The 16,595-nt window shown below is 56.8% G+C and carries 15 protein-coding genes; 9 read left to right on the top strand and 6 right to left on the bottom strand.

Annotated elements, in window-relative coordinates:
* Positions 1 to 18 precede the first annotated feature (18 nt).
* From AO068_RS07760 to pdxJ, 5 genes are read left to right on the top strand one after another with little or no spacing between them, the layout of a single operon-like run.
* Positions 19 to 396: a DUF4845 domain-containing protein gene (locus AO068_RS07760; RefSeq protein WP_002554907.1), complete on the top strand. Its 378-nt coding sequence runs from the start codon at positions 19 to 21 to the stop codon at positions 394 to 396.
* The gene (rnc, locus tag AO068_RS07755) at positions 393 to 1,082 is read left to right on the top strand and encodes a ribonuclease III (protein WP_002554906.1); all 690 of its coding nucleotides are present in this window, start codon (positions 393 to 395) and stop codon (positions 1,080 to 1,082) included. The genes AO068_RS07760 and rnc overlap by 4 nt, the downstream gene beginning before the upstream one ends.
* Entirely contained in the window at positions 1,075 to 1,977 is a 903-nt protein-coding gene (gene era, locus AO068_RS07750) for a GTPase Era (RefSeq protein ID WP_003363707.1), read from the top strand. Before rnc ends, era begins: the two co-directional genes overlap by 8 nt.
* 60 nt (positions 1,978 to 2,037) lie before the next feature.
* The gene (recO, locus tag AO068_RS07745) at positions 2,038 to 2,721 is read left to right on the top strand and encodes a DNA repair protein RecO (protein ID WP_002554904.1); all 684 of its coding nucleotides are present in this window, start codon (positions 2,038 to 2,040) and stop codon (positions 2,719 to 2,721) included.
* A 59-nt stretch (positions 2,722 to 2,780) separates the two neighbouring features.
* Positions 2,781 to 3,527: a pyridoxine 5'-phosphate synthase gene (gene pdxJ / locus AO068_RS07740; protein WP_058408051.1), complete on the top strand. Its 747-nt coding sequence runs from the start codon at positions 2,781 to 2,783 to the stop codon at positions 3,525 to 3,527.
* A gap of 56 nt (positions 3,528 to 3,583) precedes the next feature.
* Here pdxJ and AO068_RS07735 read toward each other — a convergent pair whose 3' ends face one another.
* The 6 genes from AO068_RS07735 to lon form a co-directional block, all read right to left on the bottom strand.
* Positions 3,584 to 4,930: a DNA-processing protein DprA gene (locus AO068_RS07735; protein WP_058408050.1), complete on the bottom strand. Its 1,347-nt coding sequence runs from the start codon at positions 4,928 to 4,930 to the stop codon at positions 3,584 to 3,586.
* Entirely contained in the window at positions 4,927 to 7,002 is a 2,076-nt protein-coding gene (locus AO068_RS07730) for a RecQ family ATP-dependent DNA helicase (protein WP_058408087.1), read from the bottom strand. Before AO068_RS07730 ends, AO068_RS07735 begins: the two co-directional genes overlap by 4 nt.
* Before the next feature lie 153 nt (positions 7,003 to 7,155).
* A complete protein-coding gene (cmoB, locus tag AO068_RS07725) occupies positions 7,156 to 8,115 on the bottom strand; it encodes a tRNA 5-methoxyuridine(34)/uridine 5-oxyacetic acid(34) synthase CmoB (protein WP_002554902.1) in 960 nt (319 codons plus the stop codon).
* Positions 8,112 to 8,855, bottom strand: coding sequence for a carboxy-S-adenosyl-L-methionine synthase CmoA (gene cmoA, locus AO068_RS07720; protein ID WP_044317872.1), 744 nt, complete (start codon positions 8,853 to 8,855; stop codon positions 8,112 to 8,114). The genes cmoB and cmoA overlap by 4 nt, the downstream gene beginning before the upstream one ends.
* A 100-nt stretch (positions 8,856 to 8,955) precedes the next feature.
* Positions 8,956 to 9,348: a protease inhibitor I42 family protein gene (locus AO068_RS07715; RefSeq protein WP_058408049.1), complete on the bottom strand. Its 393-nt coding sequence runs from the start codon at positions 9,346 to 9,348 to the stop codon at positions 8,956 to 8,958.
* 195 nt (positions 9,349 to 9,543) lie between these two features.
* Entirely contained in the window at positions 9,544 to 11,961 is a 2,418-nt protein-coding gene (gene lon, locus AO068_RS07710) for an endopeptidase La (RefSeq protein ID WP_058400823.1), read from the bottom strand.
* A 182-nt stretch (positions 11,962 to 12,143) separates the two neighbouring features.
* Here lon and AO068_RS07705 point away from each other — a divergent pair, with 182 nt between their 5' ends.
* The 4 genes from AO068_RS07705 to AO068_RS07690 are packed head-to-tail and all read left to right on the top strand — an operon-like array spanning position 12,144 to position 16,476.
* Positions 12,144 to 12,818, top strand: a complete 675-nt coding sequence (locus AO068_RS07705) for a methylamine utilization protein (RefSeq protein ID WP_057401522.1) — start codon at positions 12,144 to 12,146, stop codon at positions 12,816 to 12,818.
* Positions 12,815 to 15,169 carry a bifunctional diguanylate cyclase/phosphodiesterase gene (locus AO068_RS07700; protein WP_058408048.1) on the top strand — a complete coding sequence of 785 codons (2,355 nt, stop codon included), beginning with the start codon at positions 12,815 to 12,817 and terminating at the stop codon, positions 15,167 to 15,169. The genes AO068_RS07705 and AO068_RS07700 overlap by 4 nt, the downstream gene beginning before the upstream one ends.
* A 3-nt stretch (positions 15,170 to 15,172) precedes the next feature.
* Complete coding sequence (locus AO068_RS07695; RefSeq protein ID WP_058408047.1) at positions 15,173 to 16,048, top strand: DUF3034 family protein; 876 nt, start codon at positions 15,173 to 15,175, stop codon at positions 16,046 to 16,048.
* The gene (locus AO068_RS07690) at positions 16,048 to 16,476 is read left to right on the top strand and encodes a group I truncated hemoglobin (protein ID WP_058400825.1); all 429 of its coding nucleotides are present in this window, start codon (positions 16,048 to 16,050) and stop codon (positions 16,474 to 16,476) included. Before AO068_RS07695 ends, AO068_RS07690 begins: the two co-directional genes overlap by 1 nt.
* The last annotated feature ends 119 nt before the right edge of the window (positions 16,477 to 16,595 follow it).

Raw genomic sequence — 16,595 nt, 5'->3', positions numbered from 1 at the left:
TCGAGGTTGAAGTCGAACATGACGTTCTCTACTTCTCAAAAAGGTTTTTCGCTAGTGGGATGGCTGTTGGTGCTGGCGCTTGTCGCGTTTGCGACGAGCACGGCCTTCAAGCTGGTCCCGCATTACCTCGACTACATGACGATGAAGAAAATCATCGAAACGGTCGACACCAATCAGGCCCTGGACATTACCACGGTCGACGATTTCTACGGTTATGTCGGTAAGAACATGCAGGTCAACAGCATTCGGGATATAGATTTGAACAAGGCGTTGAAAGTGACGGTGGAGAACAATGCGTTCAAAGCTCATTTGAACTATGAGCAGCGTGAACCGTGGTTCCAGAACATCGATCTGGTGATGAAGTTCGACAAGCAATTCAGTGTGGGTAAACCGTGAGCGTATCCTTGAGCCGCCTTGAGCGTCAGCTCGGCTATACCTTCAAGGATCAGGAACTGATGGTCCTGGCCCTGACCCATCGCAGTTTTGCCGGTCGCAACAACGAGCGTCTGGAATTTCTCGGTGATGCCATTCTCAACTTCGTGGCGGGTGAGGCGTTGTTCGAACGCTTCCCTCAGGCCCGCGAAGGCCAGTTGTCGCGCTTGCGTGCGCGCCTGGTGAAGGGTGAAACCCTTGCATTGCTGGCCCGTGGTTTCGATCTGGGCGAGTACCTTCGCCTGGGGTCCGGCGAGCTGAAAAGCGGTGGTTTCCGTCGCGAGTCGATTCTCGCCGACGCCCTTGAAGCGCTGATCGGGGCGATCTACCTGGACGCTGGCATGGAGGCTGCGCGCGAGCGCGTTCTGGCCTGGCTGACAACCGAGTTCGACAGCCTGACGCTGGTAGACACCAACAAGGACCCCAAGACCCGCCTGCAGGAATTTCTCCAGTCGCGGGCCTGTGAACTGCCGCGTTACGAGGTGGTGGATATCCAGGGTGAACCGCATTGCCGGACGTTTTTCGTCGAATGCGAGATCAACCTATTGAATGAAAAAAGCCGAGGACAGGGTGTCAGCCGCCGGATTGCCGAACAGGTAGCCGCAGCAGCTGCACTTATTGCCCTGGGCGTGGAGAACGGTCATGAATGATACAACCGCAACACGCTGTGGCTATGTTGCCATTGTCGGCCGTCCCAACGTAGGCAAGTCCACGCTGCTCAACCATATTCTCGGTCAAAAGCTGGCGATCACCTCGCGCAAGCCGCAGACCACGCGTCACAACATGCTCGGGATCAAGACCGAGGGTGCCGTGCAGGCGATTTATGTCGACACCCCCGGCATGCACAAGAATGGCGAGAAAGCGCTCAACCGCTACATGAACAAGACTGCTTCGGCTGCGTTGAAAGACGTCGACGTGGTGATCTTCGTCGTGGATCGCACCCGCTGGACCGACGAAGACCAGATGGTTCTGGAGCGTGTTCAGTACGTGCAAGGCCCGGTCATTCTGGCGATCAACAAAACCGATCGCATTGAAGACAAGAGCGATCTGATGCCGCATCTGGAGTGGCTGCAAGGCCAGCTGCCGAATGCGTCCATCGTGCCGATCTCCGCGCAGCACGGGCACAACCTGGAAGCGCTGGAAAGCCTGATTGCCTCGCACCTGCCCGAGAATGACCACTTCTTCCCGGAAGATCAGATCACTGATCGCAGCAGCCGCTTTCTGGCTGCCGAGCTGGTTCGCGAGAAGATCATGCGTCAGTTGGGTGCCGAGCTTCCGTACCAGATCACCGTCGAGATCGAAGAGTTCAAGCAGCAGGGCCGCACCCTGCATATCCATGCGCTGATTCTCGTCGAGCGTGACGGCCAGAAAAAAATCATCATTGGCGACAAGGGCGACCGTATCAAGCGCATCGGCAGTGATGCGCGTCGCGACATGGAGCTGCTGTTCGACTCCAAAGTCATGCTTAACCTGTGGGTCAAGGTCAAAGGTGGCTGGTCCGATGACGAGCGCGCCCTTCGCTCGCTCGGCTACGGCGACCTCTAAGCTGCCCTTTCGCCTGACCCGTCTGCGGTTGGGCGAACACTTCTCTTTCGAGCCAGCCTGATGAGCGCGCCCACCGGCCAACCTGCTTATGTGCTCCACAGCCGTGCGTATCGCGAAAACAGCGCGCTGGTCGATTTCCTCACGCCCCAAGGGCGGCTACGTGCCGTGCTGCGCAGTGCCAAAGGCAAGGCAGGCTCGCTGGCGCGTCCGTTCGTGCCCCTTGAAGTCGAGTTTCGAGGGCGTGGCGAACTAAAGAATGTCGGGCGCATGGAGAGCGCAGGCGTTGCTACCTGGATGACCGGCGAGGCGCTGTTCAGCGGCATGTACCTCAACGAACTGCTGATTCGCCTGTTGCCTGCCGAAGATCCGCATCCAGCTGTATTCGAACATTACGCCGCCACACTGCTGGCCCTCGCACTGGGCCGTCCGCTGGAACCGTTGCTGCGTTCGTTCGAATGGCGGTTGCTGGATGATCTGGGCTACGGCTTTGCAATGGACGCCGACATCAACGGCGAGCCGCTGGCAATTGATGGCATGTACCGCCTGCAAGTGGATGCCGGGCTTGAGCGTGTTTATCTGCTTCAGCCCGGCCTGTTTCAAGGCGCAGAATTGCTGGCCATGTCCGAAGCGGACTGGAGCGTCCCTGGTGCGTTGTCTGCCGCCAAGCGTCTGATGCGTCAGGCGCTGGCTGTGCATCTGGGCGGCCGCCCACTTGTCAGCCGTGAACTGTTTCGCAAGCCTTGATCAGGCTTTATTCTCTACAGCCTGCTTCGACCAGCTCGCCCATTTTTCTGGAGACAACCGTGACCCAAAGCACTCGCATCCTTCTCGGCGTGAACATCGACCATGTAGCCACCTTGCGTCAGGCCCGTGGCACGCGCTACCCGGACCCGGTCAAGGCTGCCCTGGACGCCGAAGAGGCAGGCGCCGACGGCATCACCGTTCACCTGCGTGAAGACCGTCGGCATATTCAGGAGCGCGACGTCCTGCTGCTCAAGGATGTCTTGCAGACCCGCATGAATTTCGAGATGGGCGTGACCGAGGAAATGCTCGCTTTTGCCGAGCGCATTCGTCCTGCGCATATCTGCCTGGTGCCGGAGACACGCCAGGAGCTGACTACCGAAGGCGGGCTGGACGTCGCGGGCCAGGAAGCGCGGATCAAGGCAGCGGTCGAGCGGCTGGCGAAAATCGGCTGCGAGGTCTCGTTGTTCATCGACGCCGATGAGCGCCAGATCGCTGCTTCAAAGCGCGTCGGAGCGCCAGCCATCGAACTGCACACCGGGCGCTATGCCGATGCTCAGACCCCGACTGAAGTCGCCGAAGAACTGCAGCGGGTCGCCGACGGCGTAGCGTTTGGTCTCGCCCAGGGCCTGATCGTCAATGCCGGTCACGGCCTGCATTATCACAACGTCGAAGCGGTCGCAGCGATCAAGGGCATCAACGAACTGAACATCGGCCACGCGCTGGTGGCTCATGCTCTGTTCGTCGGCTTCAAGGCGGCAGTGGCAGAAATGAAAGCGCTGATTGTGGCGGCTGCAGAACACCGCTAGATCTTACTATCTGACCCGGTGCAAGCCGGGCCATAGTGCTACCGACGATTGGGGAGTTATTCAAATAGACGTTCGGGTGCAAGAACATAACGCGCAGGCCTAGCGTGTTTTTCTATATACCCTTCGTCAACAAGGCGTTTCAGCCAAAGTCGTGTTTGCGTATTTGACACTTCCAGAGCCGTGGCTATTTCGTCTTCTTTCATGGGATGTTTCAAAATGTCTTTCAACACATCATGAACGGTTTTTAATAAAGCGTCTGCCGCGCTAAGTGATGGTTTTTTTGCTGTCTTCTTTCTAGGTTTTCTTTTTTTGACTGCCGGGGCAACAGCTTTGGTGATTGGCTGCCGATAGTCAACAGGGGGCACTTCATTTGTCTCTACCTGTGAAAGCAGATCGTGAGAGAGGCTGATGTCCGGATTGTCATTGACTGAAGAGGTCACGCCTTGCTTTTCGCCCACGCCGTTTGCGGGGTACTCAAACATTTTTTTGAAGTCGGATCTTGTTTTTGGATTAGGCCATGGCAGTGCGCCTTTATTCGTCAGTGCACTTAGAGCCTCTGATGGCGTACCTGTGGATCGCACATAAACTTTAACTAACTTCAGTTTCTCCAGTTGCTCTACAGCACCTGACCATGTGCCGCCCTTGTTAACTTCTGCGTTGACTACCAGCGATGCATCGGAAAGCGCATAAATGAGCTTATTCCGTTGCATCGCATGCCCGACACTGAAAGTAGAGGCTGGATCGTAGGCAGAGACGAGGACGAGCTGACCACTCATGAGGTAGGGTCGGTTATCTCGATCAAGTGCTGCTCTGTCCAAGCGCTCAGCCATTACCTCACACACGTACCCGTTTTCGTGCAACGACCCATTCATCGCTGCCCGATCTACACCTTTTGCGCCTCCGGAAATAATAGGAATTGACGAGTGTGCAGCCAGTTGACCAACCGTCGTCGAGTAGTCTATCAGCTCAGGCGGGACCTGCCTCGAGCCGACGACGGCGAGTCCGCCTGATTCAAATAAATCTATGTTGCCGCAGCCATATAAAATGGCCGGAGCATTTTCTTTTAATCGTGCTTTCAGTCGTCTCGGATAGATACTGTCTGCCCGACTGATTACCCATATGCCACGTGCTTCCCAGTGTTCAATAACCTGGCTTAACAGAAAACCTCTATTAAGTAGCTTTCTAAGCCTTGTTTCATCAACGACTGTCTGACAAGCAGCAATCAATTCGGATCCATTCGCGGCCATCAAATCCGACGGCTGCCGTTGCATGTGTCTCAGGTGCATAGCCAAACGTTTATATTCTGCTGGTGAGAGCAGGTCCCTGGAAGGAGCATTTCCAATAATCAAGGGGGCAGTCAGCAGTAATATAGCTTGAGTATTCGGAGACAGGTCCGGCGTCATTCTTGGTGTCCGCTAAAGGCAAGTGCTAATGGCCATACCTCGCCACCCCCGTTTTTTCGCAGAAGCCAGGCAGCGGTGGTGAAGGTCCAACGTGAGTTGACAATATCATCTATCAGCAATACAGGGCCAGTCGGGAATTTTTCAGTTATCAGCGCCATCGACCCGTCTACGTTCAAGGCCTGCTGAGTGGAGTTGGCCATGGCCTTTTGTTCTTGCCGATGCTCTGTTTTTGTCAGCACCTCATGATATGGCAAACCTAGTTTACAGGCTAAACGGCGGGCAAACGCAGGCACCAGATCAGGGTGACGGAGAGATGGGATCGATGTGACCCATGTGGGCCGTGGCTGAGGATTCCAGTCCGTAAACATTTTTACACAAGCATCCAGAAGCTCATCGCCGAAAGACTTCCTCACGTAGCGCCCGTATTTTACCCGTGCACCCCATCCAGAGTCTCCCCATACGCAGAGCGCTCGTCCCTGTTGCGCTTGATGAGCTGTGGAGATGTTACCGCTTGTTCGGTAGTGAGGCATCACGCCTGCAGGCCACTTTTTTCTGGGATCGATAGGGATACTTGAGCGACTTAAAAAATCATTTGCATCTTGTTCAGCCTGCTGGCTGACGGTGGCTGAGAAAGGTTTGAGTGTGGGGGCTACAACGGATGCTGGGTTACCGTCCAGAGCGCGTATCAGAAACTGCATATGATGGCCAAAGGGAAGCTTACAGTAGCTATTCATTTCCTGGAGTTCTTGTTGACGAAGGGATGTCATATTCTCTGCCCTTGCCCAAAATTCAGGATTCAGTTTTAAATGGTTAAGCTGCCATTTAGGCTTTTCATAAACGATAGGGGTGGGGAGTTCCAGTGCCATCAGGTTTAAAGCTTGTTCAATTCGGCCCTTTCCAAAGTTCAAGAATTTCATAAGTGTCGGCACCGTTAAGCCGTCTCGATGTTCAGTTAATACAGCTATTATCTTTTCCACCAGCGCTGGAGACGGAAACGCATTGTCGATGAAAAAGTTATTGATACTTTTTTCTTCATCACCATAAAGTAGAATGCCGTAGGCGTCAGGTAATGCCCGGCCCGCTCGCCCGACTTGTTGATAATAGGCTACGACGGAACCTGGCATCTGATAGTGTATGACGAATGACAGGTCAGGTTTGTCATAGCCCATTCCTAATGCCGTGGTGGCGACGACAGCTTTCAGCACATTGTCATCAAGGTTTTTTTCAATGGCTGCCCGGTCTTCAGTTTGCCCCGTATACGCCTCAACGGCAAAGCCCTTGTGCTTCAACCATCGGGTAAGTTCTTCCGCATCGCGTACCGTGAGAGCGTATATGATTCCACTGCCTTTCAAACAGTTCAGGTGTTCTGCGATCCAGGCCATGCGTTGTGCTTGGTTCGGTATGTATAGAGTTTGCAGCGTCAGTGAGGCGCGGTTCAAGTCGCCACGTGATACCTCAATATCAGGGCCTAATACATGAGTGAGGTCATTGATTACTCGATCGTTTGCAGTCGCTGTTGTTGCCAGAACTCTCATGTTCGGAGGCAGCTTTTTTATTGTTCTTTCCAGCAGTCTGTAGTGCGGTCTGAAATCGTGCCCCCAGTCGGAAATGCAATGGGCTTCGTCTACAACTAGGAGGGAAATGTTTGAAGCTAATTGTGGTAGTGATTTTTCGCGAAATCGACTATTGGCAAGTCGCTCTGGCGAAATAATTAAAACATCAACGTTGTCTGCTTCGATCAATTGCTCGATGGACACCCACTCGTCTTCATTGTCTGAATTGATGTGTGCGGCTTTTACACCCATTCGAGTCGCGGCCAAGGTCTGATTTCTCATGAGCGACAGCAGAGGCGATATTAATAGAGCCGGCCCTTGCCCTTGCTCGCGAAGAAGTTTAGTAGCGATGAAGTATACGAAGCTTTTTCCCCATCCTGTTTTTTGCACTACAAGCATTCTATTATCGCCATCCACAATACCTTGAATGGCCTCTCTTTGGCCATTGCGAAATTGGGCGGTCGGATTATTCGAACCCGTACGAAGTAATTCCAGGGCGCGCGAGTGGTTATAGTTCACGTTTAAGCTTTCCTTGCTTTGAATTGAGTTTTCTTTCACAGCCTGAGTGAGACTAGACATCCTTGGCTTACATTTCAGTCATGCAACCAAATCAAAATATTTTACGAGTGATGTCTTTGTGCTATCTGTTTTTACTATAGATGCAGCCTTTGTTCAAGGCTTGCGCCCCACAATCACAGCGCGCATCGGCGCAGGCAAGCCTTCGACGGTCTTGCTGTGATCGGCAGGGTCCAGATAGTCGCTCAGTGACTGGAAGCGCATCCATTCGGTGCTGCGCTGTTCCTCGATCGTCGTATGGCTGACGTCGACGCAGCGCACATCGGTGAAGCCTGCGCGGCGCATCCACAGCTCCAGCGCGGGGACCGACGGCAGGAACCAGACGTTGCGCATCTGTGCGTAACGGTCTTCCGGCACCAGCACCTGATGAACATCGCCCGGCACTACCAGCGTTTCCATCACCAGCTCGCCGCCTTTTACCAGGCAGTCTTTCAACGCCAGCAAATGGTCGATGGGCGATTTGCGGTGATACAGCACGCCCATTGAAAACACCGTATCGAAGCCTTCCAGGTTTGCTGGCAAGTCCTCAAGTGCGAAGGGCAGATGCCAGGCGGGCAGGTCAGGCAGGTAGCGCTGCATGGCCTGAAACTGGCAGAAGAACAGCCAGTTGGGGTCAACACCAATCACGCTGTCAGCCCCGGCACCGAGCATGCGCCACTGGTAGTAGCCGTTGCCGCAACCAACATCCAGAACGCGCTTGCCCTTCAGGTCCAGATGCGGCGATACCCGTGACCACTTCCAGTCCGAACGCCATTCGGTGTCGATATGCACGCCGAACACATTGAACGGCCCCTTGCGCCACGGCGACAGGCCTAATAATGCCTTGCGCAGCACAGTGCGGGTTTCGCCGTTGCACTCGGCTTGCAGGGTAAAACTGTCGAGCAGATCGATTCGCTCGGGCTGCAGGTCCGGAAGCGCATCCAGCGCACTTTGCCAGCGCTGCAAGTCACCATGCCCCTTGGCCATTTTTGTATCGAGCTGGGCTTGCAAGCCGTTTGCCCAGTCAGCCAGAGGGGTTCCCGCCAGACGGCGGACAAGAGGAGCGAGATCAATCATGGCAGGGCAATCAACGAGGTGAAGTTAAGGCATTGAAACCAGGGCACCACCTTGGAAAAACCGGCGGCGAGCAGACGTTGGCGATGTTCTTCCAGGCTGTCGGGCTTCATCACGTTTTCGATGGCACTGCGTTTCTGGGCAATTTCCAGATCGCTGTAGCCGTTGGCGCGCTTGAAGGCGATGTGCAGATCCGTCAGCAGCGCATGCTCCTGCTCGTCATCAAAACGCAGTTTCTCCGAAAGGATCAACGCGCCGCCCGGCACCAGTGCGTCACGAATGCGACCGAGCAATGTCAGACGCTGCTCTGGGGCAATGAATTGCAGGGTGAAGTTAAGCGCGACCACCGAGGCAGGTTTGAACTCCAGCGCCAGAATGTCACCCTCGATGACCTGCACCGGCAACAGCTCCTGAAACATGGAATTCTGCGCATTGAGGTATTCACGGCAGCGTTCGACCATCGCACTGGAATTGTCTATCGCAATGACTTCACAGCCTTCGCTGCGTACATGGCGGCGCAAGGCTTGAGTCACGGCACCCAGCGAACTGCCAAGGTCGTAGAGCACGGTTTCCGGCTGGGCGAACTGTGCGGCAAGCACTCCGAGGTTTTCGACAATCGTCGGATAGCCGGGTACCGAGCGTTTGATCATGTCCGGGAAAACCCGCACGACGTCTTCGTTGAAGGCGAAGTCAGGCACCTGGGCCAGTGGCTGGGCGAAAATGCGGTCGGTTTCTTTGCTCACGGCGGTTCCGGCGAAGGCTTTGAAAAGCGGGCATTCTAGCCAAGTTGTCGCCGTGATGCATGGTGCAGCGCGTGCCTTCGGACAAGCCGCGGGCAAACGGTCAGTTCACCGTGACTGCGCATTCGAAGGTCTGCTCCGGCGCCACTTCCGGAGCCCACGGCTGCTGGTAGGTCATCACCAGTCGTCCGGTGCCTGCGTCGGTTGCCTTGTAGCGCCAGACTGACTGCCCGCCGCTGCCGACCATCTCCTTGCTCTCGGCGTTGGCATACACCTCCGGCCCAAGGCTGCGCAGGATGTTCTGCGCCGGGTTCTGGATCAGCCAGCGAAAGCCGGTGGTCGGGTTGCTGGGCAGGGTGAGGATCAGCGTCTGTCCGCTCTGGAGTGTCAGTGGGCAGTCGTTTTCAGCCTCGATGGACACGATGTTTTTCGGTGTTTGCGCACAGGCCGTCAGCAGCGCAAGGCTCAACGGTGCAAGGAAACGGGCAGGGGTCATGGCAAGTTCCGGTTTTGCGAGACGAGGCGCAAGGATAACTGATCGGAGTTTTGTGGGGGAGTACAACAGGTGTCGCTCTGGATAGGACGCAGAGCGTCCAGAACCGCATTCCCACGCTGGAGGGTGCGGAACGAGAGGCACCCGATAGAACACCTCTCGTGCCAGTTCAGCGTGGGACCTGCGCAGTATGAATCTTTAGAACAACACCTTCACCACGTCTGCAAAACGCTTGGCAAAGTGAACGGTGATGCCTTCCTTGAGATAGTCCGGCAGTTCTTCGAAGTTGCCACGGTTAGGCTCCGGAAGGATCAGTTCGTGGATCTTCTGACGCCGCGCGGCAATGACTTTCTCGCGTACCCCACCGATAGGCAGTACGTGCCCGGTCAGGGTCAGCTCGCCGGTCATGGCCACGCCTTTTTTCGGCGGCTGGTTACGCGCCAGGGACAGCAAGGCGCTGGCCATGGTAACGCCCGCGCTAGGGCCATCTTTCGGGGTTGCACCTTCGGGAACGTGTACGTGCACGAACGCTTCATCGAAGAACTTCGCATCGCCGCCAAACTTCGACAGGTTGGCGCTGACGTAGCTGTAGGCAATTTCAGCCGACTCTTTCATCACATCGCCCAGTTGCCCGGTCAGTTTGAAGCCGCGATTCAGGGTGTGAATGCGCGTTGCTTCAATCGGTAGCGTAGCGCCACCCATACTGGTCCAGGCCAGGCCTGTGATCACACCGGTGCCTGACAGCACCTGTTCGCTGCGAAACACCGGCATGCCCAATGACGCTTCAAGGTCTTTTGGGCCGATCTTGATTACCGAGTCGGGCGTATCCAGCAGTTTGACCACCGCTTTGCGCACCAGCTTGCCCAATTGTTTTTCCAGATGCCGCACACCGGCTTCGCGAGCGTAGCCTTCGATGACGGCGCGCAGGGCGCTGTCGCTGATGCTCAGCTTGTTTTTGGCAACACCGGCTTTCTCCAGTTGCTTGGGCCACAGGTGGCGTTTGGCAATCGCAAGCTTCTCTTCAGTGATATAGCCGGACAGGCGGATCACTTCCATGCGGTCAAGGAGCGGGCCGGGGATTGAGTCCAGAGTGTTGGCGGTGCACACGAACAGAACCTTGGAAAGGTCCAGACGCAGGTCCAGGTAGTGATCGAGGAATTCTACGTTCTGTTCCGGATCCAGGGTTTCCAGCAGCGCAGACGCCGGGTCGCCCTGGTAGCTCTGGCCCATCTTGTCGATTTCATCGAGCATGATGACCGGGTTCATGACTTCTACATCTTTCAGGGCCTGCACCAGCTTGCCTGGCTGTGCGCCGATGTAGGTGCGGCGGTGGCCCTTGATTTCGGCCTCATCGCGCATGCCGCCCACGCTCAGGCGATAGAACGGTCGCCCCAGCGACTCGGCAATCGAGCGCCCGACGCTGGTCTTGCCGACCCCTGGTGGACCCACCAGCAGGACAATCGAGCCGCTGATCTCGCCTTTATAGGCACCCACCGCAAGAAACTCGAGAATGCGCGCCTTGATGTCATCCAGGCCGGCATGGTGTTGATCGAGCACTTTACGCGCGTGCTTGAGGTCCAGCTTGTCTTCGCCGTAGACACCCCACGGCAACGAACTGGTCCAGTCCAGATAATTGCGCGTCACGGCGTATTCCGGCGAGCCGGTTTCCAGCACCTTGAGCTTGCCTATTTCTTCGTCGAATTTCTTGCGCGCCTGCGGTGGCAGGGTCTTGCCTTCCAGTCGCTGTTCGAACTGTTCGATGTCTGCACTGCGGTCGTCCTTGCTCAGCCCCAGCTCCTGCTGAATGACCTTGAGCTGCTCCTTGAGGAAGAACTGACGCTGATGCTCGCCGATCTTGCGGTTGACCTCTGCAGAGATTTCCTTCTGCAAGCGGGCGACCTCGACCTCCTTGCGCAGCATCGGCAGGACTTTCTCCATGCGCCTGAGCATCGGCACGCAGTCGAGTACCTCTTGCAGCTCGACGCCGGTGGCCGAGGTGAGAGCGGCAGCGAAGTCGGTAAGCGGCGAAGGATCATTGGGGCTGAAGCGGTTGAGGTAATTCTTCAGTTCTTCGCTGTACAGCGGGTTGAGCGGCAGCAGCTCCTTGATCGCGTTGATCAAGGCCATGCCGTAAGCCTTTACTTCGTCGGTCGGATCGTTGGGTTGTTGCGGGTATTCAACTTCCACCAGATAAGGCGGACGGTGATGCTTGAGCCAGGTACGAATGCGCACACGGCTCAAGCCCTGCGCCACGAACTGCAACCGGCCATTTTCGCGGCTGGCGTGGTGAACCTTGACCAGAGTGCCGTACTCGGGAAGCGCATCGGTCTTGAAGTGGCGCGGGTCTTCCTGAGGAGTGTCCATAAAGAACAACGCCAGCGAATGGTGCTCGGACTTGCTGACCAGTTCCAGCGTCTCAGCCCACGGTTCTTCGTTGACGATAACCGGCAAGACCTGCGCCGGAAAGAACGGACGGTTGTGGATCGGGATGATGTAAACCTTGTCGGGCAGGTTCTGGCCGGGCAAGGCAAGCGAGGTGCTGTCGGAGCTCAGAGACACGTCGTGCTCGTCTGCGTCATCGGGCAAATCTGGCGAGTCTGTCTGCTGGTCGCTCATGGGGCACCTGAGAAGTTGAACATGCTTCTTAGATGGGGCAGCAGCCCTCAGGTTTCAATAGTCTTGGTCGATAGTCTGTAAAGCGGTTGCAAAACCGTCATTTATTAGTTGTTGGTCCAGTCCGTGCTGGCCAGCGCTGGCTTATTTCATTTACGGCGCTGCCGTTATGGGTTGAATCAGGTATGACCAACGTATTTATTTCGGCATTACTGGCTGGACTATGGATGGCATCGGCTGCTAATGCATCGGCTTCTGCCTTTACCGCACAGGTACTCGACAAGCAGGGCAAGCCCCTTGCAGATGCAGTCGTGACGCTCAAAGGCCCGGCTGATCCGTCGCCCGCTGTGCTCAAGGCTGCCATGGACCAGCGCGACCAGGAGTTTGCACCCCATGTGCTGGCTGTACATACCGGCACGCAGGTCAAGTTTCCCAACAGCGACAACATCCGCCATCAGGTTTATTCCTTTTCCCCGGCCAAGCGTTTCGAGTTGCGACTTTACGAAGGCACCCCCTCGGAACCGCTGTTGTTCGACAAGCCTGGTGTGGTAGTGCTGGGCTGCAACATCCATGACTGGATGGTCGGCTACATCTATGTCACGGACGAACCCTGGTTCGGCGTAACGGACAGCAATGGCCTGCTCAAACTGGATCAGGTGCCAGCCGGACATTACGCTGCCACGCTCTGGCATCCGCAAATTGAAGACATGCAGCCCGTATCGGGCGGTGAATTCGATGTGCCCGCATCGGGCCTCACCCAGCGTTTCAACCTCGCGGTCGAAGTGAAAGCCGAGGACAAACCCGGCAAGCCGGCCCCCGGTGGTTTCGGCGACGCTTTTCACAAGGCCGCACATGAATGAAATTTAAAGCCAGCTTTCAGGCGCGCATCGCCGGGGTTCTGATTGCCCTGTTGCTGATTGTCGTGGCCGCAGTTTTTCTCGCGGTCAAGGTTGCGACCGGCGACGCGGTGCGCACCCAGGCTCAGGCGCAACTGGAAGTGGGTAGCCGCGTGTTCGAGCGGTTGATTGATCTGCGTGGCAAGCGCCTGCGTGATGCCGTGCAACTGCTGGCGGCCGACTTCGGGTTTCGTGATGCTGTAGCGAGTGCCGACTCATCGACCATTCGATCGGTACTGCTCAATCATGGCAAACGCATCAATGCCAGCGATATGTTCCTGCTGGGCATGGATGGCGTGGTGGTTGCCAGTACCGAGAAAGAAGTGCCGGAGGGGTCCAGGTTTGTCTATGACCAGGCGCTGCGCAACGCCAAGCGTGCCGGTCAGTCAGTGCTTATTATTCCGGGGGGCGGAATACCTCATTTGCTGGTGGAAAGTACCGTGCTTGCGCCGCTGCCGATAGGCCGCGTGGTGATGGGCTTCACCATCGACAGTGGCATTGCCGAAGAGCTGCGTTCTCTCAGTGGGCTGGAAGTGTCGTTTCTCACGGTGGAAAACGGTCAGTCCGGTGATTTGATCAGTACCCAGCCGCCAGCCATGCACGCGGGGCTGGTCGAGCTGATGCGCAGTTCTTCAGAAGGGCAGATGCTGCTGACCGAGCAAGCGAACCTTAACTTCCTCAGCCAGACGCTGATGCTTGCCAAAAGCAGCAATGGCGACGGCGGACAAGTGATCGCGCTCCTGCAAAGCCCGCTGGACAAGGCCTATCAAGCGTTTGCGCCGCTGGATGAAAAGATTTTCTGGATTTCCATGATCGCATTGCTGGCGTCGCTGCTTGGTACGCTGGCGCTGGCCCGCAGCGTGTCGCTGCCTGTGCAGGAGCTGGCTATTGCGGCCAAACGTATTGGCGATGGCGACTATAAAACGCCGGTAACCCTGGTGCGCAGTGACGAATTGGGCATGCTCGCCGACGCGATCAACACCATGCAACAGGGCATCGCCGTACGCGAAGGGCAGTTGGCTCACAACGCTCTGCACGACAACCTGACCGGCCTGCCCAACCGAGCGTTGGTGATGGAACGTCTTGGCAGTCTGATTGCGGCAAATCGCACGGTCGCCTTGCTGTACCTGGGCATCGAGAACCTGGCCACGATCAACGAAAGTGCGGGTGCCGAAGGCGTTGAGCAACTGTTACGCCAGTTGGGGCAGCGTTTGCAGGGCAATTTGCGGTCTGGCGACACAGTGGCACGGCTGAGTGCCAACGAGTTCTTGCTGTTGCTGGACAACACTGCCAGTGACGGCGCGGTGGGCATGGCCGACGCCGTGCAGCGTTTGCTCAGCGAGCCGCAACGTATCGACAACCATGATCTGATGCTTGAGTGCTGCATAGGCATCACGGTTTATCCGGAACACGGTGACTCCGCCCAGGAACTGGTCAACCGTGCGGCCATTGCCCGCAAGGATGCCTCGTTCATTCCCGGTCGCCTGCAGATCTACCAGGACGGACGTGACCTCGCTCACCAGCGTCAGATATGTCTGATCCGCGACCTGCGCAAGGCTCCGCAGAATGGCGAGCTGATGCTCCATTACCAACCCAAACTGGATATCCGTCAGGGCTATGTTCGTCAGGCGGAAGCCCTGCTGCGCTGGACTCACCCGCGCTTTGGCAATGTTTCGCCTGCTGAATTCATCGTCCTGGCCGAGCGCACCGGTAGCATTAACCTGCTGACCAACTGGGTTATCGAAGAGGCAATGCGTCAGTTGGCCGAATGGCGCCAGCGCGGTCTGGTGCTGCAGGTATCGGTCAACATTTCCGCCGACGACCTGCTGGGCGACGATCTGGCCGGCTATGTCATGAAACTGCTCAAGCAATACGCGGTGCCTGCCGAACAACTGGTATTCGAGATAACCGAGAGCGCGGTCATGAGCGAGCCGGAGAAAGCCCTGGTGGTCCTGCACCGTCTACGCGACTGCGGCATCAGCCTGTCGGTCGATGACTTCGGCACCGGTTACTCGTCACTGGCCCACTTGAAGCGTTTGCCGGTGCAGGAGTTGAAAATCGACCAGTCGTTCGTGCGCAACCTGGATGAAACCAGCGAAGACGCGGTGATCGTGCGGTCGACCATTGAAATGAGCCACAACCTCGGACTCAAGGTGGTGGCAGAGGGTGTCGAGTACCAACACAGTCTGGACCTGCTCCGGCGGTGGCATTGCGATACGGCCCAGGGTTACCTGATCAGTCGGCCGCTGACAGCGTCAGCATTCGAGGCATGGATTGCTACGTATCAGGCATCACCCAGTCTTATGGTGAATTAATCCATGTCCTACAAGACATCATTACTGTTGGGTTATCTGTTGGCGGGCGTGGCAGGGGTTGTCCCGACGCTCGCGCTGGGCGACAACGGCCGGCTGATTGCCACGGGCGGCGCGACCAGCATTGAAGGCAGCGCCGGTGGCGGTATCACTCCATGGGCAGTGATCACCGGTTACAGCGAGCAGGGCGAGTGGGGCGCGACAGCCTTCGCCACGCACGTCAATCTGCCCGACTACAACCTTGATGTGGCAGGCCTCGCCGTCGCCTATGGCAACCGCGTCGAGTTTTCCTATGCTCACCAACGTTTCGATATCAGCAACCTGCAGCACAGGCTCAGTCTGCCGGACGACAACCTCAGTCAGGACGTGTTCGGCGTCAAAGTGCGCCTGTTCGGCGACCTGATCTATGAAAGCCTGCCGCAGGTTTCGCTGGGCGTGCAGTACAAGCATCAGAACGATTTCCTGATCCCGAGTCTGGTGGGTGCCAAGCGTGATTCGGATGTCGAAGGGTATCTGACGGCCAGTCGGCTGTTCATGGGCGCGGCGTTTGGCTACAACGTCGTGGTCAACGGTGGCATGCGTTACAGCCGCGCCAACGAAACCGGCCTGCTCGGGTTTGGCGGGGACCGGCGTGACAGCCGCAGTCTGCTCAAGGAGGGCTCGGTAGCGGTGCTGTTCAATCCGCGCTGGGCGCTGGGCGTCGAATATCGCGAAAAGCCGGATAACCTTTCGTTTGCTGGAGAAAGCGACTGGGCAGATGTGTTTCTCGGTTATTTCCCCAACAAGCACTTGTCCGTTGTATTGGCCTACGCCCGTCTGGGCGAAATCGCCACGCTGGATAACCAGAACGGCACTTATCTGTCTGTGCAGGGGAGTTTCTGATGAGACGCTTGCTGATCTGTCTGATGCTGACGGTACTGGCCGGTTGCGCCCAACAGCAACAGCCCCCCAAGGACGACAGTCTGTATCGAGACCTTGGCCAGCGTGCCGGCATCCAGCGCATCGTCGAAGGCATGCTCATGAACGTGGCCAAGGATGACCGGATTGTCGAGCACTTCAAGAAAGTCGACATCGTGCGTCTGCGCGACAAACTGGTCGAGCAGTTCTGCGTCGAAGCGGGCGGCCCGTGCCGCTACACCGGTGACAGCATGGCCGAGTCGCACAAGGGCCAGAACCTTACTCCGAGCGACTTCAACGCACTGGTTGAAAACCTGATCGCAGCGATGGACACCGAAAACGTTCCGGTTCCGGTCCAGAACCGTTTGATAGCCCGGTTGGCGCCAATGCGTGGCGACGTGGTTGGCAAGTAATTCGTAGCCTTTAAATGCACTCTGACTATCGTGCCAATGCTCCGCGTCCAGGATCGGACGCAGAGCGTCCAGAACGGCGTTCCCACGCTGGAGCGTGCGGAACGATAATCTTCAGGGAG

Origin of the sequence: Pseudomonas sp. ICMP 3272 (assembly GCF_001466905.1) — a bacterium.
Lineage (GTDB): Bacteria > Pseudomonadota > Gammaproteobacteria > Pseudomonadales > Pseudomonadaceae > Aquipseudomonas > Aquipseudomonas amygdali.
The sequence above is the reverse complement of the archived record's forward strand: the minus strand, read 5'-3'. Positions and strand labels throughout refer to the sequence as shown.